Source organism: Actinocorallia sp. A-T 12471, assembly GCF_033875155.1.
Lineage (GTDB): Bacteria > Actinomycetota > Actinomycetes > Streptosporangiales > Streptosporangiaceae > Actinocorallia.
This window is the reverse complement of sequence record NZ_JAWZTE010000002.1, coordinates 765,713-791,466: the sequence shown is the minus strand read 5'-3', so window position 1 is coordinate 791,466 and position 25,754 is coordinate 765,713. Positions and strand designations below refer to the sequence as shown.

25 protein-coding genes are annotated in these 25,754 nt (G+C 70.6%); 11 read left to right on the top strand and 14 right to left on the bottom strand.

Annotated elements, in window-relative coordinates; genetic code table 11:
• Positions 1-29: 29 nt before the first annotated feature.
• Entirely contained in the window at positions 30-1,637 is a 1,608-nt protein-coding gene (locus tag R9X44_RS08660; RefSeq protein ID WP_319813478.1) for a hypothetical protein, read from the bottom strand.
• 233 nt (positions 1,638-1,870) lie between these two features.
• Here R9X44_RS08660 and pnuC point away from each other — a divergent pair, with 233 nt between their 5' ends.
• On the top strand, positions 1,871-2,509 hold the full coding sequence (pnuC, locus tag R9X44_RS08655) for a nicotinamide riboside transporter PnuC (protein WP_319813477.1): 639 nt from the start codon (positions 1,871-1,873) through the stop codon (positions 2,507-2,509).
• Complete coding sequence (locus R9X44_RS08650; RefSeq protein WP_319813476.1) at positions 2,506-3,597, top strand: AAA family ATPase; 1,092 nt, start codon at positions 2,506-2,508, stop codon at positions 3,595-3,597. Before pnuC ends, R9X44_RS08650 begins: the two co-directional genes overlap by 4 nt.
• 9 nt (positions 3,598-3,606) lie before the next feature.
• Here the strand turns inward: R9X44_RS08650 and R9X44_RS08645 are convergent, their stop codons facing one another.
• Positions 3,607-4,212, bottom strand: a complete 606-nt coding sequence (locus tag R9X44_RS08645; RefSeq protein ID WP_319813475.1) for a TenA family protein — start codon at positions 4,210-4,212, stop codon at positions 3,607-3,609.
• Positions 4,213-4,554: 342 nt separating this feature from the next.
• Between R9X44_RS08645 and R9X44_RS08640 the strand changes: the two genes are divergently transcribed.
• Positions 4,555-5,508, top strand: coding sequence for a hypothetical protein (locus R9X44_RS08640; protein ID WP_319813474.1), 954 nt, complete (start codon positions 4,555-4,557; stop codon positions 5,506-5,508).
• Between the two features lie 2 nt (positions 5,509-5,510).
• Here the strand turns inward: R9X44_RS08640 and R9X44_RS08635 are convergent, their stop codons facing one another.
• From R9X44_RS08635 to R9X44_RS08620, 4 genes are all read right to left on the bottom strand, one after another.
• Positions 5,511-6,794 (bottom strand): HD-GYP domain-containing protein, encoded by a 1,284-nt coding sequence (locus R9X44_RS08635; RefSeq protein WP_319813473.1) that lies wholly within the window; start codon positions 6,792-6,794, stop codon positions 5,511-5,513.
• Positions 6,795-6,868: 74 nt separating this feature from the next.
• On the bottom strand, positions 6,869-7,807 hold the full coding sequence (cbbX, locus tag R9X44_RS08630) for a CbbX protein (protein ID WP_319813472.1): 939 nt from the start codon (positions 7,805-7,807) through the stop codon (positions 6,869-6,871).
• 17 nt (positions 7,808-7,824) lie between these two features.
• Positions 7,825-8,241 carry a ribulose bisphosphate carboxylase small subunit gene (locus R9X44_RS08625; protein ID WP_319813471.1) on the bottom strand — a complete coding sequence of 139 codons (417 nt, stop codon included), beginning with the start codon at positions 8,239-8,241 and terminating at the stop codon, positions 7,825-7,827.
• A 14-nt stretch (positions 8,242-8,255) separates the two neighbouring features.
• The gene (locus R9X44_RS08620; protein WP_319813470.1) at positions 8,256-9,677 is read right to left on the bottom strand and encodes a form I ribulose bisphosphate carboxylase large subunit; all 1,422 of its coding nucleotides are present in this window, start codon (positions 9,675-9,677) and stop codon (positions 8,256-8,258) included.
• 94 nt (positions 9,678-9,771) lie between these two features.
• Between R9X44_RS08620 and R9X44_RS08615 the strand changes: the two genes are divergently transcribed.
• The gene (locus R9X44_RS08615) at positions 9,772-10,629 is read left to right on the top strand and encodes a LysR family transcriptional regulator (RefSeq protein WP_319813469.1); all 858 of its coding nucleotides are present in this window, start codon (positions 9,772-9,774) and stop codon (positions 10,627-10,629) included.
• Between the two features lie 487 nt (positions 10,630-11,116).
• Positions 11,117-12,280: an FAD-dependent oxidoreductase gene (locus R9X44_RS08610; RefSeq protein WP_319813468.1), complete on the top strand. Its 1,164-nt coding sequence runs from the start codon at positions 11,117-11,119 to the stop codon at positions 12,278-12,280.
• Between the two features lie 3 nt (positions 12,281-12,283).
• On the opposite strand, the gene R9X44_RS08605 is transcribed toward R9X44_RS08610, so the two are convergent.
• The 5 genes from R9X44_RS08605 to R9X44_RS08585 are packed head-to-tail and all read right to left on the bottom strand — an operon-like array spanning position 12,284 to position 17,841.
• The gene (locus R9X44_RS08605; protein ID WP_319813467.1) at positions 12,284-13,315 is read right to left on the bottom strand and encodes an SCO2521 family protein; all 1,032 of its coding nucleotides are present in this window, start codon (positions 13,313-13,315) and stop codon (positions 12,284-12,286) included.
• Positions 13,293-14,261, bottom strand: coding sequence for an SCO2522 family protein (locus R9X44_RS08600; RefSeq protein ID WP_319813466.1), 969 nt, complete (start codon positions 14,259-14,261; stop codon positions 13,293-13,295). Before R9X44_RS08600 ends, R9X44_RS08605 begins: the two co-directional genes overlap by 23 nt.
• On the bottom strand, positions 14,258-15,172 hold the full coding sequence (locus tag R9X44_RS08595; protein WP_319813465.1) for an SCO2523 family variant P-loop protein: 915 nt from the start codon (positions 15,170-15,172) through the stop codon (positions 14,258-14,260). The genes R9X44_RS08600 and R9X44_RS08595 overlap by 4 nt, the downstream gene beginning before the upstream one ends.
• Before the next feature lies 1 nt (position 15,173).
• Complete coding sequence (locus R9X44_RS08590; protein ID WP_319813464.1) at positions 15,174-17,036, bottom strand: SCO2524 family protein; 1,863 nt, start codon at positions 17,034-17,036, stop codon at positions 15,174-15,176.
• Positions 17,026-17,841, bottom strand: a complete 816-nt coding sequence (locus tag R9X44_RS08585) for an SCO2525 family SAM-dependent methyltransferase (RefSeq protein WP_319813463.1) — start codon at positions 17,839-17,841, stop codon at positions 17,026-17,028. The genes R9X44_RS08590 and R9X44_RS08585 overlap by 11 nt, the downstream gene beginning before the upstream one ends.
• 93 nt (positions 17,842-17,934) lie before the next feature.
• On the opposite strand from R9X44_RS08585, the gene R9X44_RS08580 reads away from it, so the two are divergent.
• Entirely contained in the window at positions 17,935-18,723 is a 789-nt protein-coding gene (locus R9X44_RS08580; protein WP_319813462.1) for a GNAT family N-acetyltransferase, read from the top strand.
• Positions 18,713-19,795, top strand: a complete 1,083-nt coding sequence (locus R9X44_RS08575) for a DUF6879 family protein (protein WP_319813461.1) — start codon at positions 18,713-18,715, stop codon at positions 19,793-19,795. Before R9X44_RS08580 ends, R9X44_RS08575 begins: the two co-directional genes overlap by 11 nt.
• Positions 19,796-19,800: 5 nt before the next feature.
• On the opposite strand, the gene R9X44_RS08570 is transcribed toward R9X44_RS08575, so the two are convergent.
• Positions 19,801-20,463: a sensor histidine kinase gene (locus R9X44_RS08570; RefSeq protein ID WP_319813460.1), complete on the bottom strand. Its 663-nt coding sequence runs from the start codon at positions 20,461-20,463 to the stop codon at positions 19,801-19,803.
• Complete coding sequence (locus R9X44_RS08565) at positions 20,460-21,116, bottom strand: response regulator transcription factor (RefSeq protein ID WP_319813459.1); 657 nt, start codon at positions 21,114-21,116, stop codon at positions 20,460-20,462. Before R9X44_RS08565 ends, R9X44_RS08570 begins: the two co-directional genes overlap by 4 nt.
• 133 nt (positions 21,117-21,249) lie before the next feature.
• Here R9X44_RS08565 and R9X44_RS08560 point away from each other — a divergent pair, with 133 nt between their 5' ends.
• Positions 21,250-22,197, top strand: a complete 948-nt coding sequence (locus R9X44_RS08560) for a phosphoribulokinase (protein WP_319813458.1) — start codon at positions 21,250-21,252, stop codon at positions 22,195-22,197.
• 62 nt (positions 22,198-22,259) lie between these two features.
• Positions 22,260-23,228 (top strand): PAC2 family protein, encoded by a 969-nt coding sequence (locus R9X44_RS08555; protein WP_319813457.1) that lies wholly within the window; start codon positions 22,260-22,262, stop codon positions 23,226-23,228.
• 76 nt (positions 23,229-23,304) lie between these two features.
• On the opposite strand, the gene R9X44_RS08550 is transcribed toward R9X44_RS08555, so the two are convergent.
• Positions 23,305-23,718, bottom strand: a complete 414-nt coding sequence (locus R9X44_RS08550) for a hypothetical protein (protein ID WP_319813456.1) — start codon at positions 23,716-23,718, stop codon at positions 23,305-23,307.
• 373 nt (positions 23,719-24,091) lie between these two features.
• Between R9X44_RS08550 and R9X44_RS08545 the strand changes: the two genes are divergently transcribed.
• Together R9X44_RS08545 and R9X44_RS08540 are read left to right on the top strand one after the other, a co-directional pair.
• Entirely contained in the window at positions 24,092-24,619 is a 528-nt protein-coding gene (locus R9X44_RS08545) for an EF-hand domain-containing protein (RefSeq protein ID WP_319813455.1), read from the top strand.
• A 57-nt stretch (positions 24,620-24,676) separates the two neighbouring features.
• The gene (locus tag R9X44_RS08540; RefSeq protein WP_319813454.1) at positions 24,677-25,744 is read left to right on the top strand and encodes an isocitrate/isopropylmalate family dehydrogenase; all 1,068 of its coding nucleotides are present in this window, start codon (positions 24,677-24,679) and stop codon (positions 25,742-25,744) included.
• Positions 25,745-25,754 lie beyond the last annotated feature (10 nt).

The following is a 25,754-nucleotide window of genomic DNA, read 5'->3' as shown; positions in this document are numbered from 1 at the left end:
CACGCCCAGCCCCCGGTCCGGCCCGGGGTTCACGGCGGGGACTGGCCGGAGTTGGGCGGCGCGCTCGAGCCCGAGGACTCACCCGGGTCCGGTTCGGGACTCCGGCGCGGCGTGGTGGTGCGGGACGAGCCCGATGTTTGGGAAGGGGTGAGAGAAGAGGACAGGGAGGGACGCGGCCGCGGACGCGGGGACTGCGCGCGGCGCGGACGCACACTCGCGGGCTGCGCGGAGCCTTGCGCCGGATCTGACGCGTCAGTGAGAGCACGCGCCGACGACCGGCCGCGGTCCTGGGACTCGGCGTCGGCAGCGGACGGGGCCGTCGCGGGCTGCGAGGAGGCCGGAGCCCGGCTGGACTCCCGGCGCGCAGACTGGCCCGGCCCCTGAGGCTGCCCAGTACCCTGCCGCGCGGCCCGGGCGAGCGGCTGGGTCGAGGGCTGACCGGGAGCCTGCTTTGAGGATTCGGAGGGGGTCGCAGGCCGGGGCAACTGTTGGGAGGGCGGCTTGAGGAGGCCGGACTCACCGTCCGCATCCTGGGTCGCAGGCTGGGGCGACTGTGGGGAGGGCGTCGAAGGCTGGCCGGGAGCTTGGCGTGCGGCCCGGGCGAGCGGCTGGGTCGAGGGCTGGCCGGGAGCCTGGCGTGCGGCGCGGGTGAGCGGCTGGGTTGAGGGCTGGCTGGGAGTTTGGTGTGCGGCGCGGCCGAGCGGCTGGGTTGAGGGCTGGCCGGGAGTTTGGTGTGCGGCGCGGGTGAGCGGCTGGCTTGAGGGCTGGCCGGGAGTTTGGTGTGCGGTGCGGGCGGGCGGCTGGGTTGAGGGTTGGCTGGGAGTTTGGCGGGAGGGTTGGGAGGGGGAGTTGGCTGAGGGCTGGGCGGAGGGTCGGCTCGGGGTCTGGCGTGCGGGTTGGCGGTGGGGCGAGGGGCGGGTGGGGGGCTGAGGCGAGGTGGGGGTGGGAGGGGGCGGGGGCGGGGGCTTGGGGAGTGTGGATGGGCGGCGGGTGGCGGGTGGGATGCGGGTCGGGGGTGTGGGTGCGGTTCGTTGGGGTGGGGACGGGGGCGGGGTGGTGGGGGTGGGGGGGAGGGGGGTCCAGGGGATGGCGGTGCCCAGGAGGTCGTCGATGGTCTGTTCCAGCCAGGCGGCTTCGGCGGTGGTCATGGCGAGGGTGTATTCGGAGTCGAGGGTGTGCAGGCGGGGGACGCCGGAGGCGTGGGCGGCGTCGAGGCGGTGGCGTTCGGTGGCGGCGCGCATGCGCAGGGCCGAGACGCGGTCGGTGAGGGCCTCGATGGCGGCGCGCGGGCCGAGCTCGAAGAGGTAGGCGGCGGCGTTGCGGAACTGCGAGTGCTCGTAGCGGATCACGCGGAACTCCGCGGCGAGGCGGTGGACGAGTTCGGCGCGTCCCGCCTCGGTGAGCGCGTAGACGGATCTCGGCTGCTTGCGGCCGTCGCGTTCCTGGCGCACCGCCTTGACCCAGCCGATGCGTGTCGCGTCGGCGATGGCCGTCTGCAGGGCGGCGTAGTGGAGCGTCGCGGCGTGCTCCGGGGAGCGGCGGCGCACCTCGGCGCACACCCGGGACGAGTCGGAGTCGCGTCCCGCCAGATGGCCGAGCACGACCAGGACGGCGGGGCTGTCGAGAGCGGTCAGCACGCGCCGAACGTACCAGGCTGAGATGACCGAGAGTGACCGTTCGACAAAGAACCAGTGACGATCGCGCAAGATGGCGCGCGCTCCCGGACCGCACCGCGCTGCGGGACGGGTTCCCGGAGGGGTCGCCCCCGGCGTGGTGCGGGAAGGCCGTGCGGACGGGATCAGGGGTGTCGGGATTGTGGGGGTTTGGTGGGTGGTGTTAGCGTCGCCGGGCTTAGGGACGCGGAGGGGCGATGGTGCACGAACTGGTCGGGCCGCTGTTGGAGCCAGCCTTCACGTTGGGCGGGACGCCGACGTCGTGGGGGGAGGTGCTGGGGTTCCTCACCGGGGTGCTGACGGTCTGGCTCGTCGTGCGCCAGCACATCGCCAACTGGGGTGTGGGGATCGTCAACGTGCTGATCCTCGGGCTCATCTTCCTCGACAGCGGTCTGTACGCGGACGCGTCTTTGCAGATCGTCTATGTGTTGCTCGGCCTCTATGGCTGGTGGATGTGGCTTTACGGCGGTGTGGGGCGTACCGAGCGGCTTGTGCAGCGGACGTCGGCGGTGGAGTGGGCGGGGCTCGCGGCCGGGGTCGTCGCGGCCACCGCGGTGATGACGTGGGTGCTCGTGGAGTTCACCGAGTCGACTGTCCCCTTCTGGGACGCCCTCACGACGGCGCTCTCGCTCGCCGCGACATATGGGCAGAGCCGCAAGCTCGTGGAGTCGTGGTGGCTGTGGATCACCGTCGACCTCATCTACATCCCGCTTTATGCCTACAAGGGGCTGTATCTGACCGGCGCGCTGTACCTGGTCTTCCTCGGCCTGTGCGTCGCGGGGCTGCGCGCGTGGCGGCGCGACCCGGCGCTGCGTCCGGCGGCGGCCCCGGCGTGAGGTACGCGCACGGGCTCGTCATCGGGAAGTTCTATCCGCCGCACGCCGGGCACCACATGCTCATCGACACCGCCGCGCGGGAGTGCGCGGCGGTGACGGTCGTGGTGGCGGCGTCGTCGGTGGAGAGCGTGCCGCTCGCCGACCGCACCGCGTGGCTGCGCGAGGCGCACCCGCAGCCGCACGTGCGCTTCGCACCCGTCATGGACGACGTCGAGATCGACTACGACTCCGACGACGTCTGGGCGCGGCACGTCGGGGTGTTCCGGCACGGGCTGCGCCAGTGCCACGGCGTGGAACCGGAGATCGACGCGGTGTTCAGCTCGGAACCGTACGGCGCGGAGCTGGCGCGCAGGTTCGGCGCGCGGGCCGTCGCGGTGGACCCGGCGCGCGAGCGGCTGCCGGTGAGCGGCACCGCCGTGCGCGCCGACCCCGTGGGGCACTGGGGATTCCTTTCCCCGGCCGTACGCGCGGCGTTGGTGAAGCGCGTTGTGGTGGTGGGAGCCGAGTCGTCGGGGACGACGACCTTGGCGCGCGACCTGGCCGCCGCGTACGCCGCGCGAGGCGGAGTGTGGGAGAGCACACGCTGGGTGCCGGAGTACGGGCGCACGTACTGCGAGGAGAAGCTGGCGCTCGCCCAGCGGGCTGACCCTTCGGCGCGCCTGGAGGACCTGTCTTGGACGTCGGACGAGTTCGCGCTCATCACCGACCGCCAACTCCGCTGGGAGGACGCCGCCGCACGGGTCTCGTCCCCGCTGCTCGTCTGCGACACCGACGCGTTCGCCACGGCCCTGTGGCACGAGCGCTATGTCGGCGGGGTGCCGCCCGTCCCCGCGCGCGCCCGCCACGACCTGTGGATCCTCACCGACGTCAACGGCGTCCCCTTCGAGCAGGACGGCTGGCGCGACGGCGAATCGATCAGACACGCCATGCACGCCCGCTTCGCCGCCGAGCTGACCGCCCGCGACCTCCCCCACCTCACCGTCCACGGCCCCCCGCAAGCCCGGCTAAGCCAGGCCATGGAAGCCGTAGACGCCCTCCTCACCAAGGGCTGGCACTTCACAACCCCCCTGACCGCCCACCCCGCCTGAGCGGTGGGGTCAGGGGACTGACCAGAAGGCTAGTTCGTGGTGCATGCCCTCGGTGAAGAGGGCGCGGGCGCGGGACGGGGTGGGGGCGGCCTCGTCGATCATGTGGGCGATGCGGCGGCCGAGGGCGGCGAAGGCGGGGTCGGCGTAGGAGTCGACCCACTTCTTGTAGCGGGGGTCGGCGGGCGGGTTCTCGGCGAGGACCGCGCCGATGCGGGCGTAGCCCCACATGCACGGGTAGAGGGCGGCGAGTCCTTCGCCGTAGTCGGCCGCCGACTCCAGCAGGAAGGCCGTGTAGGCCGCGCAGGGCCCGCCCTTGACCGCGCCGTCGAGGTCCGCGCCGAACTCGGCGGAAAGGCTGCGGTGCAGGCTCAGCTCCTCGTGGAACGTGCCGTGCGCGAGGTCGACCAGATCGCCGAGGTGCGCGTCCGGGGCCTGCCAGGCCAGGCGCGAGAACACCCGCACGTAGTCGAGCAGGAACAGGTAGTCCTGCTCGAGCCAGGACCGGAAGACCCGCTCGTCGAGCGTCCCCTCCGCGATGCCGCGGACCGTCGGATGCGCCAGCTGCTCCGCGAGCAGACCTTCCCCGACCTCTTCCAACTCACGCGCGATACTCACCCCCGCATCCTTTCACAGGCCGCGGCGCGACGCGTTCTCGCGGTCCCGCCGGGAAAGCGCGGACGGCGGCTGGAACGTCGGATTGCGGACGTCCCGAATATGCGCGTGAAGAAGTGGAACGTGCGAAGGAAGTGGCGAACTCGTGGCCTCAAGTGGCCGAATTCGGGGTTTGGTGTCGTGTGAGCGATCTCCCCGCGAATCCGCACCGCATTATCAATGGCATAAGTGCCTTACCGCCCGGTGAGTTGTTCGGGCGGTCGGGTGAGGACGCCGGGGCGCCGGTGCGGTAGGGGGCCCGCGGGGCGCTGACCGGCGACGGGGTACGGGACGAGGTGATCGACCATGGTGGCGGACGGCGGCCGGCCGGCCCGCGTGAACGCGGTGGCCCGCAGGATCGCGCAGGCGGGACTGACGGGCGGGTTCACCTATCTCATTTCCGAAATCGCGGGGCAGGAGCCCGCGGCGAGCATCACCCTGTCGGTTCTTGTGGGCGGCATCGTCTTCCTCGCGAAACTCCTCATCGATTACGAAGAACGGCTGATCGACTTCGACCGGCGGCTCGACGGGATGCACGAGTGGCAGATCAGCCAAAGCCAGGACCACGAGGCGGCGCAACTGCTGCGCGCGGTGGACAACTGCGGGGTGGAGACCAAGGCGGTCACCGGTCTGCTGACCAAGACGGCGATGCTCGGCAATGACGCGGCCGAGGTGATCCGCACTTTTGTGGAGCACGAGATCGACCGGACCGCCGACCTCGTGGAGGAGCTCAGCAAGGGCAAGGCGACCTACGAGGACGGCGAGGACCACAACTGGATCCTCGGCCTCACCCGCGTCGCCAGGCACACGATCGACGCGATCAGCACCGCGACCGTCGACGGGCACGGCTCGGGCCTCGCGCGCGGCTACTGGGCGAGTGACCGGGGCAGGCGTTACCTGAAGCTCCAGGCCGACGTCATCCAGTCCCGTGGGGTCGCGGTCCGCAGGCTGTTCGTGCTGGAGAAGTCCGACGACCTCGCCGAGCCGGGGTTCCTTGCGATCTTCCAGTCGCAGGCGGCGATCGGCATCGACGTCCGCACGATCCACATCGACCAGGTGCCCGAGGTGCTGCGCAGCCGTCTCGACGTGATCATCTACGACGGCGCGATCGCCTACGAGCTGCTGCCGTCGCCCGAGACCGGTCCGCACCGGGGCTATCTGATGACGAACCTCAACGCGCGCAGCCAGCATGTCCTCGACCGCCGCAAGACCTTCGAGGACCTGTGGGAGCTGGCCGGGAGGCTCCAGGCGGACGCCTGACGTCAGGGCTCAGGGTCGTCGTGGTCGCGGGGCGAGGGGATCGCCGACGGTGAAGGCGCCGGCGGGTCGGGCGGCTGCTCCCACTTGCGGACGGCCAGGGCGCGCAGGAACGCCTCGACCATGGCCGGGTCGAACTCGGTGCCCGAGCAGCGGCGGAGTTCGGCGACGCCCTCCTCGATGGACCTCGCCCTGCGGTAGGAGCGGGTGCTGGTGATGGCGTCGAAGGTGTCGGCGACGCCGATGATCCGCGCGAACTCGGGGATCTCGTCGCCGACGAGGCCGAGGGGGTAGCCGCGGCCGTCGAGGCGCTCGTGGTGGTGCATGATGCCGCCGAGCGCCTCGTCGAGGAAGTCGATGCGGCCGACGATCTCCAGGCCGCGCATGGGGTGGAGCTGGATCTCGGCGAACTCGCGGTCGGTGGGTTTGCCGTCCTTCTGCAGGACCTTGGTGGAGACGCCGAGTTTGCCGACGTCGTGCAGCATTCCGGCGAAGCGGATCGCCTCGACGCGCGCCGAGCTCAGCCCCAGCTCCTCGGCGATCATCACCGAGCCGCGTGAGACGCGTTCGCTGTGCCCGCGCGTGTACGGGTCCTTGGTCTCCACGGCCTGGCACAGGACGGCGAGGGTGGCTTCCTGCGCGGCCTTCTGTTCGGCGACCTGGGCCATCGCCCATGTCGCGATGAACAGCGGCAGCAGGACGAGGACGGGCGCGGCGAGCCCGATGAGGTCCCAGGCCGCCGCGATCAGCAGACCGAACCACCCGAACCCCAGGCATCCCGCGCACAGCGCGCCGATCTCGCCGAACAGGTCGCGGACGGCGGACGGCTCGGTCAGCAGCAGTACCCCGGTGATGAGGGTGAGGTTGACGACGACGAACACGCCGAGCGCGAGCGCGAACGGGACGATCTGCCGCGCGCCGAACCCCGCGCCGGGCGCGAGCGCCTCGAAGACGAGCCCGGAAGTCCACCCGCACACCGCGAACTGCGCGGCGTTGAACAGCCGCTTGACGGGCGGCACGGGCTGCGGCGTGGCGATCGCGCTCGCGGCGACGAGCGCGGCCCCGCCCGGCCCGAGCAGGACGACCGCGGCGAGGGTCGCGGCGTAGCTCATCGACACCTTGGCCCGGTCGACGCCGAACTGCGCCGACATCGCGTCGCAGCCGACGAACAGGATGGCGAGCATCGCGTAGACGTCCCACTCGATCGGCCCCGCGGTCGCGATGACCGCGCAGGCCAGGACGACGGTCGCCGCGATGTAGACGCGGGCTTCCAGCGGGAGCTTGGCCATGATCGGGAGGGTAGACGCGGGGGAGCGGCCGAGGGGGCGGACATGCCCAACGGGTCGGGCTGCCGCCTTCCGTTTCAGGTGGCTCCTCCCTGGAAGACCCGAGACGCCCGGAAATCGGAGGGGAGAAGGGTCGTCAGCTCGGCGAGCCCGACGTGTGCCGAACCCTCGACGAGCCGTCCTGCGTGCCGTAGCCGGGCGCGTTCTATCGCGTTGCGTACGGACCGCGCGTTGGCGAACCTGGGCTGTTCGCGTCGCAGGCCGATGTACTCGCGGAAGGCGACCTCCGCTTCGGGGGACAGCGTGTAGCCCTCGGAGACGAGCATGAGCCTTCCGATCTCCTCCAACTCGGCGGTGCTGTAGTCGGGGAAGGCGATGTGATGGGCGATGCGCGAGCCCATCCCGGGGTTGGAGGAGAAGAAGGCGTCCATCCTGTCGCGGTATCCGGCGAGGATGACGACGAGGTCCTCCCTCTCGTTCTCCATCACCTGCAGAAGGATCTCGATGGCTTCGACGCCGTAGTCGCGCTCGTTCTCCGCGCGGTACAGCGAGTACGCCTCGTCAATGAAAAGGACGCCGCCCATGGCCCGCTTAAGGACCTCGCGTGTCTTGGGGGCCGTATGGCCGACGTACTGGCCGACGAGGTCGTCACGCGTTACGGCGACGAGATGGCCCTTGCGTACGTGGCCGAGCCTGTGGAGCAGTTCCGCCATCCGCGTAGCGACGGTCGTCTTACCCGTCCCGGGGCCGCCGGTGAAGCACATGTGGAGGTTGGGCCGTCCGGTCTCGACGCCGAAGCGGGCCCTGACCCTGTCGACCAGCAGGAGCGCGGCTATCTCGCGGATGCGGGTCTTCACCGGGGCGAGGCCGACGAGGTCGGCGTCGAGGGCCGACAGCACCCCGTCGGTCCCGGAGTCGGCGCGTTCGGAGCGCAGGTCCACGACGGCGTCGTGGGGGAGGAGCTCCCGCGTCACTTCCTGCTCCAGGGCGGGAGGGCGCATGCCGAAGGTCGTCACAGCGGGAGCTCCCGTCATCAGTACCGCTCGCCCTCGGGGCGGTCGGCGGCGTAGGCGTGCAGGGTGTAGCGGACCTGGCGGTCGGCGGTCTCCTCGCGGGTCAGCCTGAAGCCGGGTTCCTTGGCGGGCCGCTGGACGAGGAACTGCATCGCCGTCGTCTGGCGGCCGTAACGCGCGTCGTAGGCGTTGAGGCGTATGTAGTGCGAGGGGAAGGTCTTGCGGCACTCGTTCAGCTCGAGCAGGACGCCCGCGGGGTCCTTGAGGTCGAACATCGGAAGCCCCCACATCTCCCAGTAGCTGTTCCTCGGGTGGGGGTCGTCGGTGTACTCGATCGAGCAGGGCCACCCGTTGTCGAGCGCGTACGCGATCTGGAGGGTGATCTCGGCGTCGGTGAGATCAGGCAGGTAGGAGAAGGCTCCCTGGGTGATGCGCATCGCCGCTCCTTCCGTTAGAGGGGGGTCGCCAGGACGTCGGGGGTGTCGGTCGACTCGTAGGTGAAGGTGATGTCGCCCCACGTGGTCAGGGCGACGTCGAGCTCGCGGCTGTGCTTGGCTGCGGCGCGCAGGATCTGCGGGCCCTCCTTGAGGAAGTCGCGGCCCTCGTTGCGCGCCTTGATCATCGCCTCGAGCGCGACCCGGTTGGCCGTCGCGCCCGCCGCGATGCCCATCGGGTGGCCGATGGTGCCGCCGCCGAACTGGAGGATGACGTCCTCGTCGAGGTAGTGCAGGAGCTGGTGCATCTGCCCTGCGTGGATGCCGCCGGACGCGACGGGCATGACGCCCGGCATCGACGCCCACTCCTGGTCGAAGTACAGGCCCTTGCGCGGGTCGGCCTCGATCCTGTCCTTGCGCAGCGTGTCGTAGAACCCGGCGACGCTGAAGGGGTCGCCTTCGAGCTTGCCGACGACGGTCCCGGCGTGGATGTGGTCGACGCCCGCCAGCCGCATCCACTTGGCGATGACGCGGAAGCTGACGCCGTGGTTCTTCTGCCGCGTGTAGGTGGAGTGCCCCGCGCGGTGCAGGTGCAGCAGGACGCCGTTGGCGCGCGCCCACCTGGCCATCGACTGGATCGCGGTGTACCCGATCGTCAGGTCGATCATGACGATCACGCTGCCGAGCTGCTTGGCGAACTCGGCGCGCTCGTACATGTCCTCCATGGTCGCGGCCGTGACGTTGAGGTAGTGGCCCTTGATCTCGCCGCTCGCGGCCTGCGCCTTGGTGACGCCTTCCATGCAGTACAGGAAGCGGTCGCGCCAGCGCATGAAGGGCTGCGAGTTGATGTTCTCGTCGTCCTTGGTGAAGTCCAGGCCGCCGCGCAGGGCCTCGTACACGACGCGGCCGTAGTTGCGGGCCGAAAGCCCGAGCTTCGGCTTCACCGTCGCGCCGAGCAGCGGCCTGCCGAACTTCGCCAGGTACTCCCGCTCCATGATGATCCCGTGGGCGGGGCCCTGGAAGGTCTTCACGTAGTGCGTGGGGATGCGCATGTCTTCCAGGCGCAGCGCGCGCAGCGCCTTGAAGCCGAAGACGTTGCCGATGATCGACGACGTGAGGTTCGCGATCGAGCCTTCCTCGAAGAGGTCGAGGTCGTAGGCGATGTAAGCGATGAACTGGTCTTCGGTGCCGGGTACGGGCTCGACCTTGTAGCACTTGGCTTGGTAGTTCTCGTACGAGGTGAGGCGGTCGGTCCACACGACGGTCCAGGTGGCCGTCGAGGACTCGCCCGCGACGGCCGCGCCCGCCTCCTCCGGTGGTACGCCGGGTTGCGGCGTGATGCGGAAGGCGGCGAGCACGTCGCTGTCCTTCGGCACGTAGTCGGGCCGCCAGTAACCCATCTCCGCGTACGGGATCACGCCCGCGGACCATCTGCCCATCGTCGGCTCCTCGCCATCGACGCCGTTGACGACGCAAGCATGTGGCCCCGACACTTGTGCCGTCTATCAAGGGTTTCGGGGTGATTGTTGAGCGATGACTGAATCCAGACTGCGCACGTTCGTCGCGCTCGCCGAGACGGGCTCGGTCCGGGCCGCGGCCGAACGCCTGTACGTCACCGAGTCCGCGGTGTCGGCGTCGGTGACCGCGCTCGCCCGTGACCTGGGCGTCCCGCTGCTGGCCCGCGCCGGACGCGGCGTCGCGCTGACCCCGGCCGGACGCGTCTACGCCGGCTACGCGCGCCGCCTGCTCGGCCTGCACGCCGAGGCGCGCGCGGCGGCCAGGGGCGAGCACGACCCCTCGACCGGACGCCTTCGCCTCGCCGCCGTCACGACCGCCGCCGATCAGGTGCTCCCGGCGCTGCTCGCCGGGTTCCGTCGCGCGTGGCCCAAGCTCGACCTCGCCCTCGAGGTCGGCCCCAGCGCGCGCGTCTGGGCGAGCCTCGCCGCGCACGAGGCCGACCTCGTGCTCGCGGGACGCCCCCCGGCCGGGGCGGAGGCGACGGTTCTGGCGACCCGCGAGAACGAGCTCGTCGTCGTCATGGCCCCCGGGCTCGACTTCGACCTCGACACCACGCCCTGGGTGCTGCGCGAGCCCGGCTCCGGCACCCGGGCGACCGCCGACGCCTACCTCGCCGAGCACGACGTCAGCCCGCCGACGCTCGTCCTCGGCTCCAACGGCGCGGTCATCGCGGGGGCTGCGGCGGGCCTCGGCGCGGCCCTGGTCCACCGTGCCGCCGTCCAGCGGGAGCTCGCCGAGGGCGTCCTGTGTCTCGCCGACGCGCCCGGCACGCCCCTGCTCCGCCCGTGGCACGCCGTCTCCGCGCCGCGCCCTTCCGCCCCCACGCGTCTCTTCCTCTCCCACCTGCTCACCGCGGGCTGGACCGCGCGCTGATCGCGCGCTTTCCCGACAGAACCGGTCTGTACCAGTGCGCACCTGTGATATGACCGTGATGGTGTTCGAATCTGCGCGGAATTCTCCGTGCATTACCGCACCTGTTGTGATTTGTTCGACGGCTGTACGGGTGGAATTTATGCGCTGGGTTAGGTATATAACAAATCTGGTATACCCGTTTCGGTCCCTCCTTATAGGGTAATTCGGGACATGTCGGTGGTAGCAGAAACGCCAGATGACGCTAACCTCTGCGCTTGATCGTCGGGGACCCGGCGGCCTTGGCGGCGAGAACGGGAGGCCGGTATCGCGTCATGTACGGGGGTGACCAGGGCGCACTCTGCCGCATTTCCTCCGGTGTTAAAATCAAACGGGGCTTCGGCGGCGGATGGTTCTTGTTCTGGCGGCGGTTGGCACATTTTTGCCGAAACCGGCTTGGAGCGCCCACCGTCTGACATGCTGGGCCGCAAAGCGAAGGAGAGACAAGCCGATGGCTCCCAGGTACGACCTCATCGTGGTGGGAGGCGGCGTGATCGGTACCGCCGTCGCCGAGTCGTTGAGGCACCACCTGGGGAAGATCTGCCTGATCGAACGCAGCGAGCTGCGGCAGGGCTCGGCCACCGTCGCGGCGGCCGGCGGCATCAACCCCCACCTGGGCGACGGTGACGACGAGGGCGTCAGCCTGCTCGCGCAGCGCAGCCGCGACCTGTACCCCGCGTGGGTCGAGCGGATCGCCGAGGAGGCCGGGTTGCCGCTGCGCCCGCGCGCCACCGGCCTGCTCCAGGTCGCCGTCGACGCACGTGAGCACCGGAGGCTCACCGAGGAGACGCTGCCGCGCCTGCGCGCGCGCGGCATCCGCGCGCACGTCCTGGACGCGGCGCAGGCCAGGGAGCGGGAGCCGCTGCTGGGCCCCGAGGTGCTCGGCGCGCTGGAGCAGCCCGACGACCTCGCGATCGACCCGCGCCGCCTCGCCGCCGTGCTCGACTCAGTCATCGCCGCCGACCCCCGGGTGGACCGCGAGTTCGCCGAGGTCGTCTTGGTCGCCTCAGGGCCTGGCCACGCCGAGGTCGTGCTGGGCGGCGGGGACAGGTTGCTGGCCGACACCGTCGTGGTCGCCGCGGGGCACCAGAGCGGAACGCTGCTGCCCATGCTGCCGCCCGACGTCTTCGAGCCCGTCAAGGGCCAGCTCCTCGACGTCCGCGAGCGCCCGGGGCTGCGGCTCGGCGTCCAGTGCGACGCCCTGCTCACCATCGACGGCCGCGAGCACGTCGTCTACGCCTCGCCGTACGCCGAAGGCCACATCGCCGTCGGCGTCACCTTCGAAAAGCACGAGACCGACACCAAGTGCATGCCGTGGGCGAGGGACGAGATCCTGGCGAACCTGCGCCGGGTGCTGCCCACGCTGGCCGCCGAGGGCGCGCGCGGGGCGACGCAGCGCGCCGGGATCAGGCCCGCGACCCGCGACAAGGCCCCCCTCATCGGCAGGGTCGCCGACCGTCTCGTGGTCGCCTCCGGCCACAGCGGCCTCGGCATCACGCTCGCGCCGCGCACCGCAGAACTCGTCGGCCGCGTGGTCACCGGCTCGGCGCTCAGCGCGGGTGACGCGCGCGACCTGGCGTTCGCCGACCCGCGCCGTTTCCTGACCGCGCGCTGACGGTCACCGCGCCGTCTCGGCGGGCCCGCCCGGGGACGACGAGCGCGCGCGCAGGTCGTCCACCGCCGAGCGCAGCGCCCGGCTCTCGGAGATCGCCGACGCCACCGACTGGATCTCCGCGAGCCGGAACTGGTCGCGGATGCGCCGCACCGCGTTGTCCCAGCGGCGGCTGAGCCCGCGCGCCCGGTCGAGCGCGGAGAACAGCGGGAGCAGGTCACCGCGCAGCCGCGCGGCGGGCATCCAGTGGTGCAGGAGGTGCACGAGGACGGGCCTGACCCTGCGCAGCGCGCGCTCGCCCGCCTCGGATTCGAGGTCGGCCCGCGCGACGATGTCCTCGACGGTGCTGAGCAGCCAGTCGTGCAGCGCGAAGTCGAGCACGAGGTTCATCGCGTCGGCGGCGTCGCAGTCGCCGAGCGACAGCAGCAGCAGGCGGGTGCGGTCGTCGAGGAAGGTGAGGCGGACGGGCCGGTCGGGGTCGGCGCGGACCAGCGCCCACCGCCACGACACGACCGCCGCGCGGATCGGCGGCCTGCCGTCCAGGACGCTCGCCGCCTGGACCGTCGCCATCGTGCGGGCCGCGACCGCGCCGAGGTCGACGCCCTGCCTCCCGGCGACCGAACCGGCGAACCCCGCGGCCACGTCCGCGAAGTCGACCTTCCCGACGGACTCCACGACGCCCGGCCTCGCCAGGTAGTGCGACCACTCCTGCCGGTGCCCGTGCGCGCCGCGCACGAGCGTCGCGCGCGCGTACGCCTGGAGCATGCGCCCGCCGTTCAGGATCGCCCCTGACGCCGCCGTACCCACGGCCCGGCTTCGGCGTCCGCTGGCCGTCGGAAGGGGGCAGTCGAGACCGGTGAGGCGTTCGGCGGAGATGACGACGGGCCGAGGGTAGTCGCTGTAACGGACGGTCTCCCCGTGCACGAGGTCGAGCAGCCGTACGCCCTGCTGTTCGGGGACGGAGTGGGCGTGGCGCAGCAGCCCCGTCTTGACCTCGCCGAGGACGAGCACGTCGTCAGGACGGGTCGGTGAAGACATGGGAGATCCTTCGGACGGGTTCCGGCGGCAGCTCGACCCGTTCGGCGCGCGCCTGCTCGACGGCCTGCGCGGCGACGAGCCCGTCGACCGAGGTCTGTTCGAGGATGAGCCGGACCGCCTGCTCCACCTTGGCGAACCGCGTCTCCAGGATCGTCATCGTGCGGTAGGCGGCGAACGGTCTCGGTCTGCGCGGCCGTTCCCCGCCGGGAGGCAGATGGACGACGGCCGGCAGCGCCGCCCACGTGTCGGGGAAGGGATCGGTCCAGACGACGGGCTCGACCACCGCCCTGCCCTCGTAGCGCAGCAGCCCGAGCCGCAGCATCTGCCACACCGCCGCGAGATGGGCGCACGACCAGCGGCGTACGCCCTTCGGCTCGTCCCACAGCTGGACGTCCATGCTGATCGAGTGGGCGCGCGCCCCGTTCTCGCTCGGCGGCGACCAGGTGTGCGCCGGGGCCATCGCCTCGCTGATCCAGGTCTCGGCGATGCCGTGCTCGCTGTTGGTGAGCCAGCCGCTGTACTGCGGCGACGGACGCGACCCGTCGCTGCCCTGCGCGGGGACGGGGACGATCCGGTCGAGCAGGAGCTCGGCGGGCGAGACCGCGCCGATCGCCGCGCAGGCCGACTCCCGTGCCACGTAGTCGATCGTCAGGCCCGCCTTGGCGGCGGCGTCGAGGAGTTCGGGGATGAGTTCGGCGGGGCCCTTGACCTGGCTGAAGTACTCGTCGACGAGGAAGCACGTGCTCACCCGCAGGCCCTCGTGCCGCTTCAGCAGGAAGTCCGCCCACGGCTTGACCGCTGCGAAGTGCCGGTCGAGCGCCTTGGGGCCGCCGAGGAGGTCCTCCATGTAAAGGTGCCCGAGTTCGAGGGAGAGGTGGGAGCGGGGCACCCGCTCGACCCGCGGGACCGCGGTGGCCGTCTCGACCTCGACCTCGGGTCCGCTCACACGCGGCTCCAGGTGGCCTCGTCGTCCAGGGATTCGGCGAGTTCGGTGAACGCCTCGACGGTGCGTTCGTTGGCGATCCTGCGGTAGACGTCCTCGTCGGTGATCACCTGCTCGCGCCACTGCAGGACGGGGTCGAGGGGGATGCGCGCGATGACCGACTGCCTGCCCAGGTCGAGGTAGACGGCCCGTTCGCCGAGTTCCTCGTTCACCCTGCGGAGCCAGTTCTCCTGCTCGGCGGTCAGCCCCGCGGTGGCGGCCGTCCCGGGGTCGATGACGGCGGTCCGCACGAACCGGATTGCCTCGAGGAGGTCGTCGCGGCGGTGGCCGACGCGCTCGCCGGTGTCGAGCAGGCCGCGTTCGCCGAACGTCAGCCCGGCCGCCGCCGCCACGTGCTGACGGGTCCACCGGTGGAACACCAGCCAGCGCGCGCTGATCCCGTTCTCCTCGGCGGGCGAGGTGACCCGCAGGAGCAGTTCGGCGGCGTGCGAGCGGCCCGCGCTGAGGTCCATGAAGACCGTGTCGAACTCCGACGTGAGCGACTGCAGGAGCTTGCCGCAGCGTTCGACCACCTTGTCGGTGATGCTGAACTCGCCGCCGCCGAGGTCGCCGGGCAGCAGGACGAGCCGTCCGACGCTCGACGGCCGCATCCGCAGGGCGCGCGCCGCGCTCTCTGACCAGACGTCGAGCCGCTCGGCCTCGTCCACCTCGCCCTTCAGATAGCTGTGCAGGCCGCCCTTGAGGGTGCCGTGGCTGATCCGCTCGATCGCGAAGATCGACCCGGCCGTCGGGGAGCCGAAGTCGAAGTCGAGGTAGCAGACGTGGTCGCCGCCAAGGGCCCTGCGGTAGGCGACGTTGCAGGTGGTCACCGTGCGACCGGTTCCACCTTTGTCGGAGGTGGAGATGATCAGCACCTCAGATGTCCCCTTCGTGCGCGTCGGAGCCCGCGATGTCGAGTCTTTCCAGGAGCCGCAGCACCTCCGACGCCATCGCGTGGGCGGTGGCCGGGCGGTCGAAGATGATCCGCTGCGCGTGCTCCAGGTCGAGCCGCGCCTGGGTGAGGCCCCGGTGGAGGTCGCCGGTGCCCCGGCTGGTCAGTTCGAGCGTGATGTAGCTGAGCCGGGACTCGGCCTCGCTGAGCGAGTCCCTGGCGAGCGTCTCGAGGAAACCGCTCTGCGGTGACTTCTTGGTGGCGACCTGCGAGGCGAGGGTCAGGCACTCCACGACGCGTTCGGTGATGTACCACGAGGGGTGCTCGAACCGTTCGGGGATCTCGCCGAACAGCTGCCCGGGGTCGTCCCACAGGCCCTCGCCAGGGCCGCGCTTGATCCTGCGCTGGAAGAGGTGCTCCCACAGCTGCTCGGAGAACCTGACGAGCCTGTCGCGCAGCGCGATGTCCTGGGTGAGCGCGGTGAGCCTGAGGGTGTTCTTCAGCATGACCGCGGAGAAGTCCGACAGCTGCCAGCGCAGCGTCGGGCCGCCGTCGAGGTCGGAACTGCCGGTCAGCTCGAGCCGCAGGCCAGGGTGGTGGAAGATGACGCCGGGGTCCTCGCGCGTGGTGCGGCGGGTGATCCTGCCCCGCTGGGCGAGTTCGTCGAGGGTCTCGGTGAGGCGCAGGAGGTCCTCTTCGAGGACGCGCGCGGTGTTCGTCTCGCGGTCCTGGATGGCCAGGGAGCTGACCATCAGCGTGAAGTACTCGGACTCGCGGTTGTCGGTGGTGCGCCAGGGGATGTCCTGCAGGGGCCAGCGGGTGCCGCCCCTGCCCTCGCCGTAGGTCGCGATCGCGCTCCAGTAGCGCTGCGCGGCCTCCCACCGCAGCCGCAGGGCCGAGGCGAGGCGCTGCTGTTCGTCGTCAAGGAGGCTCAGCTGGATCGTGCGGTCGGAGAACAGGTCGGAGATGCCGTCGAGCGCGTTGACCGTGAAGTACAGGTAGGGCGCGGCCTCCGCGACGCCCTTGCGCTGGCGCAGGTCCTTCTCGATGCCGAGCACCTCGGGCGCGTCCCTGGCGACGCCCCACGTCCAGCCGACCTCGAACAGGCGGCTGCGGCTCTCCAGCGTCTCGAGGTTCGAGGCGAAGCCGATGCTCACCTCGTTCAGTGAGGCGCGGACCCGCTGGAGGTCGCGGTGCAGGCCGCGCAGCACCTGACGGGCCGGCTGGTGCTGCTGGTTGACGGTGCGGACGAGGATCTCGCCCGACTCGGAGTCGGCGTCGAAGACGTACACCACAAAACTGCGCAGCAGGCCGACCATCGCCGCGGTGAGCCTGCGGCGGGCGATCTCCTCAAGATAGTCGATGCGCTTGGTCGTCGCGGGATTGCGCGCGACGCTCCGGAAGTCACGGGTGAACGCGAGCGTGCTCAGCATCAGCGTGACGGCCATCGAGAACGAGTCGACGACGTCGAGTTTGCGCTGTGACGGCGTCGGGTCCTTGCCCGGCTCGTTGCTCCACAGGTAACTGCCGCCGGAGAAGACCGGCCCTTCCTCGTCGGTGTAGAACTCGACGTGCTCGATCAGCAGTTCGATCAACCGGCGCGGCAGCTCGGTCTCCCGGCCGAGGCGGCGCAGCGCGTCCTGGACGTCGTCGGGGGTGACGCTGGGGTCGGCGACGGACAGGAACTCACGCGAGGCCGCCGGATAGAGAATGGTGAGCAACTGTTCGGCGTCACTGATGGAATTGCGCTCGAGGCGGCCGCCCCACTTCCAATTCCCCTCCTCCAGCGACGCGCGCGCGACGGAACGCCAGAGATCAAGGAGTTGCTCCCGGGGCTCAATCCTCATAGCCCATCCCCTCGTGACCCGGGTTCTTGGTGCCGCAGACGAGAATCATCCCGGTGTAGCCCGGGCGCAGCGGGTTTCCCGTGCCCAGCCGCAGGAGTTCGTGTACCTCCGCTTCCTGACCCAAGGAATCAAGAACATCACTATCACAGACCGAAACGGCCGGGAAGGCCCGGTTACCGACCCGCCACCCTTCGGATTTCTCCATGAATGAGGCGACGAACGGGGCCCCGGGTTTGAGCGCGTCGATAAATCCGGAGACGGCCGACCTGAACTCGCCGGTGCTCGCCGAGATCGACTCGGCGACGAAGAACATGGTGCCCACGTCCCACCGGCCGCGGGCGAGTCCGAACACCGACTGCCTGCGCACCCGCGCGCATTTGCGCAGCGCCCCCCAGGGATCGGGGACCGCGGCGTACGCCGGGTCCTCGATGAGCACGTTCCAGAACTGTCGCCACGGGGCCATGTCCACCGTGCCCTCCGAGTAGTGCGTCGTACGCTCCTGAAGCCACCGCACGTTCGGCCTCGAGTAGTCGATCAGGGTGATCTCGTCGCAGAACGGAAGCATCGAAAGGGCGGGATAGAGATTGCCGCCCGCGCCCACGTCGACACCATGCAGACCGGTGCGTCCGGCGAGCTTCCACGAGAAGAAATCACGGAGTCTGGCGAGGAATGCCGCATCGTTCTCGTGGATAATCTCGTAGTTCCTCCGGCAGTAGTCGTCGGGATCCAACGCATCCCACTCGAGTTCCGCATTGAAACGTCGCCGCGCTGGCCGTATGCGGTCACCTTCGTCCGGTGCGGACATAAGACGGGCTCCCTTCGGCGGGCATCCAGAGAGCATTATAGGAATCATTGACGGAGTGTTGCACCGGTGGCGGACGGTGATGTGGAGGTCCGAGTGGAACAAATTCTGGTCCGTGAGCTGCGAAAACATCAGGAGTTCGACCAGGCACTCGATATCTTCCAGCAGATCTGGTCGTTCGAACCGGGCGCCGAACCGGTGTCGGCGGAGATGCTGCTCGCCTTCTCGCACTTCGGGAACTATGTTTCCGGCGCCTTCCTCGGTGAGCGAATGGTGGGCGCGTCCGTCGGGTTCCGCTGCGCTCCAGAAGCCGGCGGGTTCGTCTCGCACATGACCGGAGCGGTCCAGGGAAAGGGCGTCGGCACCGCGCTGAAGCGGCACCAGCGCGGCTGGGCGCTCGCGCGCGGCATCACGCGGATCGTGTGGACCTTCGACCCGCTGGTCCGCCGCAACGCGCAGTTCAACCTGGTGAAACTCGGCGCGTCAGTCACCGCCTACCTGCCGAACTTCTATGGCGACATGGCCGACGGCATCAACGCCGGCGACGAGTCCGACAGGCTGTGCGCCGCATGGGATCTCACCTCTCCCGGCGCGATCGCCGCGGCGGCCGGCGAATTCACCCCCGTATTCGTGGCACAGGACGCGGAGAGCGCGCTTGTTTCGCGCGATGGTTGGCCTGAAAGACGGGAGACCTCCGCCGCGACGGTGCTCGTCCAGACCCCCGAGGACATCGAGGCGGTCAGGACGGTCAATCCGCTCCAGGCGGCGGCCTGGCGCAAGGAACTGCGGGAGACGCTCGGCGCTTTGATGGAGGACGGGGCGGCCGTCCTGGGATTTCACGGGCGTTCCTCTTATGTCGTGCAACGGAGGGCCCATGGACGATGACGAACGCACCACCCCGCCCGGCCCGCGCCGCGGCGCCGCTGACGGCGGGGTGGGCCGGAGGGTCGCCGTCTCGGTGGTCCTCGGCCTGTTCAGCTTCGGCGCGGCGGTCGTCGTGGACCGGGCGGCGATCGACGACGTCACCGTCGGCGCGCTGATCCTCGCGGTCCTGATCGGCGGGATCGGCTTCCTCGTCCAGCTGCTCGTGGAGTTCGAGCAGCGGCTGGAGAGCGTCGAGCGGCGCGACCAGCGGGCGCAGGCCGAGCTGGCCGCCGGGGTGCGGTCGGGGTTCGCCGAGCTGACCGGGGTCGTGGAGGACAGGTTCGCCCAGTCCACGAGGGCGAGCCGGCTGCTGGGCGCGGTGCGCGCGTCGGCCGTGGACGACGGGGTCGTCACCCGGCTGCTCGACAACACCGCGATGCTCGGGGTGCCCGCCCCGCCGCTGGTGAAGGCGATGGCCGAGGCGGAGATCAACCGGGCGTCGCGGTTCATCCAGCAGCTCATCCAGGGCGAGGTCGTCTACGCCGACGGCGAGGACCAGGACTGGCTGCTCGGCCTGACCCGCAACATCGCGGTCTCCCTCGACGCGACGAGCACGAGCCTCGTCGACGGCGTCGGCACGAGCTTCGACGGCGGCTTCTGGACCAGCGGCCTCGGCCAGCGCTACCTCAAGGCGCAGGACGACGCGGTCGAGCGCGGGGTGCGGATCAGGCGGCTGTTCATCATGCGTGACTACGCGGAGTTCACCAGCCCCGACTTCCTGCCGATCGCGCAGCTCCAGATCAACGCGGGCATCCAGGTGCGGGCCCTGCAGCACGACCAGGTGCCGCGGCCGCTGCGCAGCTCGCTGATCGACTTCATCCTCTTCGATGACGCGATCCGCTACGAGGTGATCCCCGACCCGTCGGCGCCCGGCGAGTTCCTGAAGACCCACCTGACGAGCGAGCCGACCGCCGTCCATGAGCGCAGGCAGCGGTTCGAGCGGCTGTGGGACCTCGCCGAGCGGCAGGACCGCGAGCGCAGGGAGCGCGAGGGAGAGCTGTACCGGGGGCTGGACGGCGAGGACGAGTCCTAGAGGGGTCAGGGCAGGGGGAGGACGGTGCGGAGGGTGGTGCCGTCGCCGGGGCGTGAGCGCAGGGTCAGGCGGCCGCGCAGGAGTTCGGCGCGTTCGGTCATGCCGCGCAGGCCGTAGGAGTCGGGCGGGACGCGGCGCGGGTCGAAGCCGCGGCCGTCGTCCACGACGATGAGGCGGACCCGGTCGCGGTCGTACTCCAGCAGGAGCGCGGCGGAGTCGGCTCCGGCGTGCCGCAGGACGTTCGCGACGGCCTCCTGGGCGATCCGGTACAGCGCCGTCTGGAGGTGGTCGGGCAGGGGGGCTTCGAGCTCGCCGGAGACCGTCACGGTGACGTCGAGGGCGGGCTGGCGGGCGCTCGCCTCCCTGGCGAGCCCGGCGAGGGCGGCGGACAGGCCGAGGTCGTCAAGGACGGGTGGGCGCAGGCCCGCGATCGCGGCGCGGGTCTCGGCGAAGGCGAGGTCGGCGAGTTCGCGGGCGGCCTCTATCTGGTGCCGTGCCTCGCGCGCCGAAGGACCGCCGGAGGGAGGCAGGGCGCGTAGCGCCGCCGACAGGTGGAAGCCGACGCTCGCGAGGCGCTGGGCGATCCCGTCGTGGATCTCACGGGCCAGCCGCGCGCGCTCGGCCTCCTGCGCCTCGATGGCCCGCTCGGCGAACTCCTCGGCGCTCACCGGAACAGGCCCTCGCGCAGCGCCACCGCGATCGCGGCCGAACGGTCGGCGACCTCGAGCTTGCGGTACAGCGTGCGCAGGTGGCTTTTGACGGTCTCCTCGGAAAGGTGCAGCCGTCCGGCGATCGCCCGGTTCGACAGGCCCCCGACGAGCAGGGACAGCACCTCGCTCTCGCGCTGGGTGAGGCCGCGGTTCGCGCCGGGCCAGAACTCGCCGCGGTTGAGCCTGGCGACGCTCGCCGCCATCCGCCCCGCGAGCGTCGGGTCCACGACGGTCTCGCCCGCCGACACCTCCTCGAGCCTGCGCACCAGCTCCACCCCGTCCACCCGTTTCAGCAGGTAGCCCGCCGCGCCCGCGCGCAGCGCCTCGAACACGTACTGCTCGTCGTCGTAGACCGAAAGGAAGACGACGCGTGAGGCGGGCGCGGTGGTGGACAGCGACCGGCACAGGTCGAGTCCGCTGTGCGCGCCGAGCCGCACGTCGAGCAGGACGACGTCGGGGCGCAGCGTGGTGACGAGCCGGGTCGCCGAGACGGGGTCGGCGGCCTGGCCGATCACCCGGACCCGGCCGGTGAAACCGGACAGCATCGCCTGGAGTCCGGCGAGGATCATCGCATGGTCGTCGACGAGCACGACACGTACTGGGGCGGCCATCCCCGCAACATAACAAGCTTCATTACCGGCCAGTAGTGAGCGGGGGTTCACCCCTCGGTTCCCTCCCGGGGGTGAGGGTGGCTTCGCACGACGGTCCTACCTTCGCGGTGAGGCCGGACGTCGAGGAGGACGAATGCCCCACCGCATCGTGCACATGCTGCGCGCCCGCGGCACAGGACGCCGCCCGGTGATGCTCGCGATCGCCGGCGACAGCGCCGCCGGGAAGACCACCCTGACCAGGGGACTCGTCGACTGCCTCGGCGAGGACCGGATGACGGCGGTGTGCGTCGACGACTACCACCGCTACGACCGGGAGGAGCGCAGGAACAAGCCGTTCACCGCGCTGCACCCCGACTGCAACCACATCGAGATCATGGAGCAGCACCTCCAGCTCCTGGCGATGGGCGAGCCGATACTCAAACCGGTCTACGACCACGGAACCGGACGGCTGGTGCGGCCGGAACTGGTCGAGCCGAAGGACTTCGTCATCGTCGAGGGCCTTCTGCCGCTGTACAGCAAGATGGCTCGCGCCTGCTTCGACATCACCGTCTACCTCGACCCTCCCGAGGAGCAGAGGTTCGCCTGGAAGGTGCAGCGCGACACCACCAAGCGCGGCTACACGCCGGAACAGGTCGCCGAGGAGATGCGCAGGCGCGCGGGCGAGAGCGCGGCCTTCATCCGGCCGCAGCGGCGCAACGCCGACATCGTCGTCAGGTTCGGGCCGCTCGCCGGACGGGCCGACCCGCCGGGCGCGCCCCTGTCGGCCGAACTGCTGCTGCGTCCGACGATCGACCACCCGCCGCTCACCGACGTCGTCGCCGACGCCGACGCGCTGCACCTCAGGCTGCTGCGCGACACCGACGGACGGCCCGTGGACTCCCTGCACGTCCACGGCGACGTCGCGCCCGCCGAGGCCGAGATCGTCAAGAAGGCGATCTGGGCGCGGCTCGACGTCGCCGCGCCCTGCCCGGACGGCCTCGGGACCCTCGCCGACGGGACCGTCAGCGACCCCGTCGCGATCACCCAGCTCCTGCTGCTCTACCACCTGATCAACGCCGACCGCCTCAGGCCCGGCGACTGAACCGTTTCACGGCCCCCGCGCCCGCGCGGGGGCCACCCCGGTACCCGGTTTTTCCAGGAGGGATGAAAAGCTCCCTGCACTATGTTGGTGTTGGACAGCCCGACATCAGCTATTTCTGGGAGGTGGGTCCGCTGCGCCCCGAGGATCTGTACCGGCTGGAAGCGGAGCTGCCCGCCCTTGACGGCCCGGTACTGCTGCACAGCCTTGACGGCTTCATGGACGCCGGATCGGCGGGCAGGCTGGTGCGCGACCACATCCTGGAGACGCTCGAGCACCGGGTGCTCGCCACGTTCGACCTCGACGAGCTGATCGACTACCGCGCCCGCCGCCCCATGATGACGTTCGACGGCGACCACTACGCCGACTACGAGAAGCCGACCCTCCGGCTCCACCTCGTGCAGGACACCGTCGGCCAGGACTTCCTGCTGCTCGCCGGCCCCGAGCCCGACCGCGGCTGGGACACCTTCGTGGCCGCGGTGACGTCGCTGGTGGCCGAACTGGGGGTGCGGCTCGCGGTGACCGTCCACGGGATTCCGATGGGCGTGCCGCACACCAGGCCGATCGGGCTCACCGCGCACGCGACCCGGCCCGAGCTGCTGACCTGGCCCAAGTCGCCGTTCGGCAAGGTGCAGGTGCCCGCGAGCGCCGCCTCGCTGCTGGAGTACCGGCTCGGCGAGGCGGGCCATGACGCCATGGGCTTCGCCATCCACGTGCCGCACTACCTCGCCCAGTCGTCCTACCCGGGCGCCGCGGTGACCGCGCTGGAGACCCTGGTCAACGCCACGGGCCTGGCCATCCCCGGCGACGGGCTGCGCGAGGCCGCCGCCGAGACCGACCGGGAGATCGCCTCCCAGGTGGAGGGGTCGGACGAGGTGAAGAAGGTCGTCGAGGCGCTTGAGCAGCAGTACGACGCGTTCGCCGGGTCGCTGGACCGCGAGTCGCTGCTGGCCGAGGAGACCCCGATGCCGACCGCCGACGAGCTCGCCGCCCAGTTCGAGCGCTTCCTCGCCGAGCAGGAGGGCGACTCCTGACCGTCGGCCGCTGAGCGTGCGGAAGGCCGGGCCCCTGTGGGGTCCGGCCTTCTCGCTGTGCGGGTGGTCGCGCGGGTCAGTCGCAGGAGCTCGAGGACGAGCCGGAGTCCGAGGAGCTTGAAGAGTCCGAGGAGCTTCCGCAGTCCGAGGACGAGGACGAGGACCAACCCTGGTCGCTCCAGGAGTCGGCCCCGCGGTGCCCGTAGGAGTCGTGTCCGTGAGGGCCGTGTCCGTACGAGCCGGGGGAGTCGTGGCTGACGTGGCCGTGGCCGGGGCGTCCGGCGTCGGCGAAGAAGGCGTCGAAGGGCGACCCGCCGGAGGCGAACGGGCCGGGACGGCCGCCGACGTGACCTCCGGCGACCCGCGCGGGGTTGGCGACCGCGCCGTAGACGGCACGCCGGGACTTGCGGATCACGTGGGACACGACCAGCGCCACCACGATGAGCTCAAGCGGGACGAGCGCCGCGACAACGATCAGGACGGTTTCCACCGGGGGGCCTCTCTCTGGGGGGTCATACGTGTGATGAGACGCCGCTCCGCCGCCCCGGGTTCGTCGGTTCCCGCGCCTTTCCTCCTCCGGGGGCCGTCGCACCGTCGGGCGGCGTCTCTTTGGGGCCCTCTGGGAGCACGTCGTGATATGCACCCATTTTGCACCTGCGACATGGGGTGAATCGCGCGATTTTCGGGTCTCGGCGGCTCGTGCGCGGCATTTCCAATTTGTCTTATTGGCGGCATTTGGCGGAATGCAAAAAGGCGAGATCGGCCTCTGGCAAATCTCGACAGGTTCTGGTTATAGTTGCGGCGGATCGTGACCATGGTTTCCATCGTGAGTCAAGCGATGGTCAGGAAAAGGAGTGGTTCTCATGGAGCAGGCAGCCATCGAGCGGGTCAGGCTCATCTTCACGCTGTTCGACGCCGACGGCAGCGGCAGCCTCGAACCCGAGGACTTCGATCTCATGGCGACGCGGGTGGTGGCCGCCGCCCCGGAGTCCGGCGAGACCGCGCGGGCGGCCGTGCTCGCCGCCTTCCGGAGGTACTGGACGACGCTCGCCGCCGAGCTCGACGTCAACCGCGACGGCAAGATCACGTTCGAGGAGTTCAGCGCCCTCGTGCTGTCCCCTGAGCGGTTCAGCGCCGCGCTCGCCGAGTTCGCCGAGGCCCTCGCCGCGCTGGGCGATCCGGACGGCGACGGCCTTGTCGAGCGGGAGAGGTTCGTCGCCCTCATGACGGCGATCGGCTTCGCGCGGCCGAACATCGACGCGCTGTTCGACGCCTTCCAGCCTGCCGACGACAAGATCGCGGCCTCGATCTGGACCGCCGGAATCAGGGACTACTACAGCCCGGACAAAGCGGGAATAGCGGGCGATCGCCTTGTGGTGACACCGGGTTGAAACCGCATTCCCCGACGGCAAGGCCCCGCACGATCAGGTCTTCGACAAGGAGCACGGGTGGAACCAGTCATAGGACTCGCCGTCGGCCGGGGAACCGGCCCCGAACTCGCAGCGGTCTTCGAACGGGTGCTGACGGGAATCGCCGGAATTTACGCGACCGATGTCCACATCGTCAGGTCGGCACGGACATATCACTCCTACAACTCGCTGAACACCGGCGTCGGGATCGAGCGAATACGTGAGATCACCCGCGACGACGCCGACCACTACCGGGAGTTCTGCCGCACCCGCGCCGCCCTCGGCACCACCGCGGTCTTCCGCACCGCGATCAACGCCCAGTCGCTCTACCTCGTGCGGCAGGCCCTGCAGGCGGTGAAGGTCGACGTCATCTCCGGCCGCGACGCGTCGCTGCTGCTGGTCCGCGACGCGGCACAGGGGTTCTACACAGGGGAGAACCTTCACGTCCCGGACGCGCTCCTGCGCACGATGGCGTTCAGCCGGCAGGTCACCGAGAAGGTCATCGCCTTCGCGGTGGAACGCGCGCGCCGGCAGTGGCCGGACGGCGTGGACGAGATCCTCATGGCCTACAAGTTCCACCTGCTCGACGGCGCGCTCGACGCGTGGGTCGCCGAAAGCGCGCGCCGGCACGGCGTCACCATCGACCTGTGCCAGCCGGACACGGTGAACCGGAACCTGATCGAGCGCGGGCCGCGGCCGCGCACCCTCGTCATCGCGGGCAACGAATGGGCCGACATCATGCACGTCATGCTGCTCGACAGGTTCGGCGCCGAGCGGCAGGAGAACCGCTGCACCGAGAACGTCTACCTGCATCCCGACGTCGCCGGGCTCACCGAGTACCAGACGGTGCACGGCTCGGCCGACGACCTGGAGGGCAGGGACACGGTCAACCCCGTGGCCACCATCCGCGCCGCGGCGATGATCGCCGAACGGCACGCGGGCTGCGCGGGCGCGGTCCGGATGGTGGAGCGCGGCCTCGGCGCGCTGGGGCGGCGCGGCATCGGCACGCCGGACCTCGGCGGACGGCACTCGACCACGGCGGTGGTCGACGCGCTGATCGACGCCCTGGAACCGGAGGACGCGCCGGTCCTGGCGGGGGAGCCCTGAAGCGGTGGAG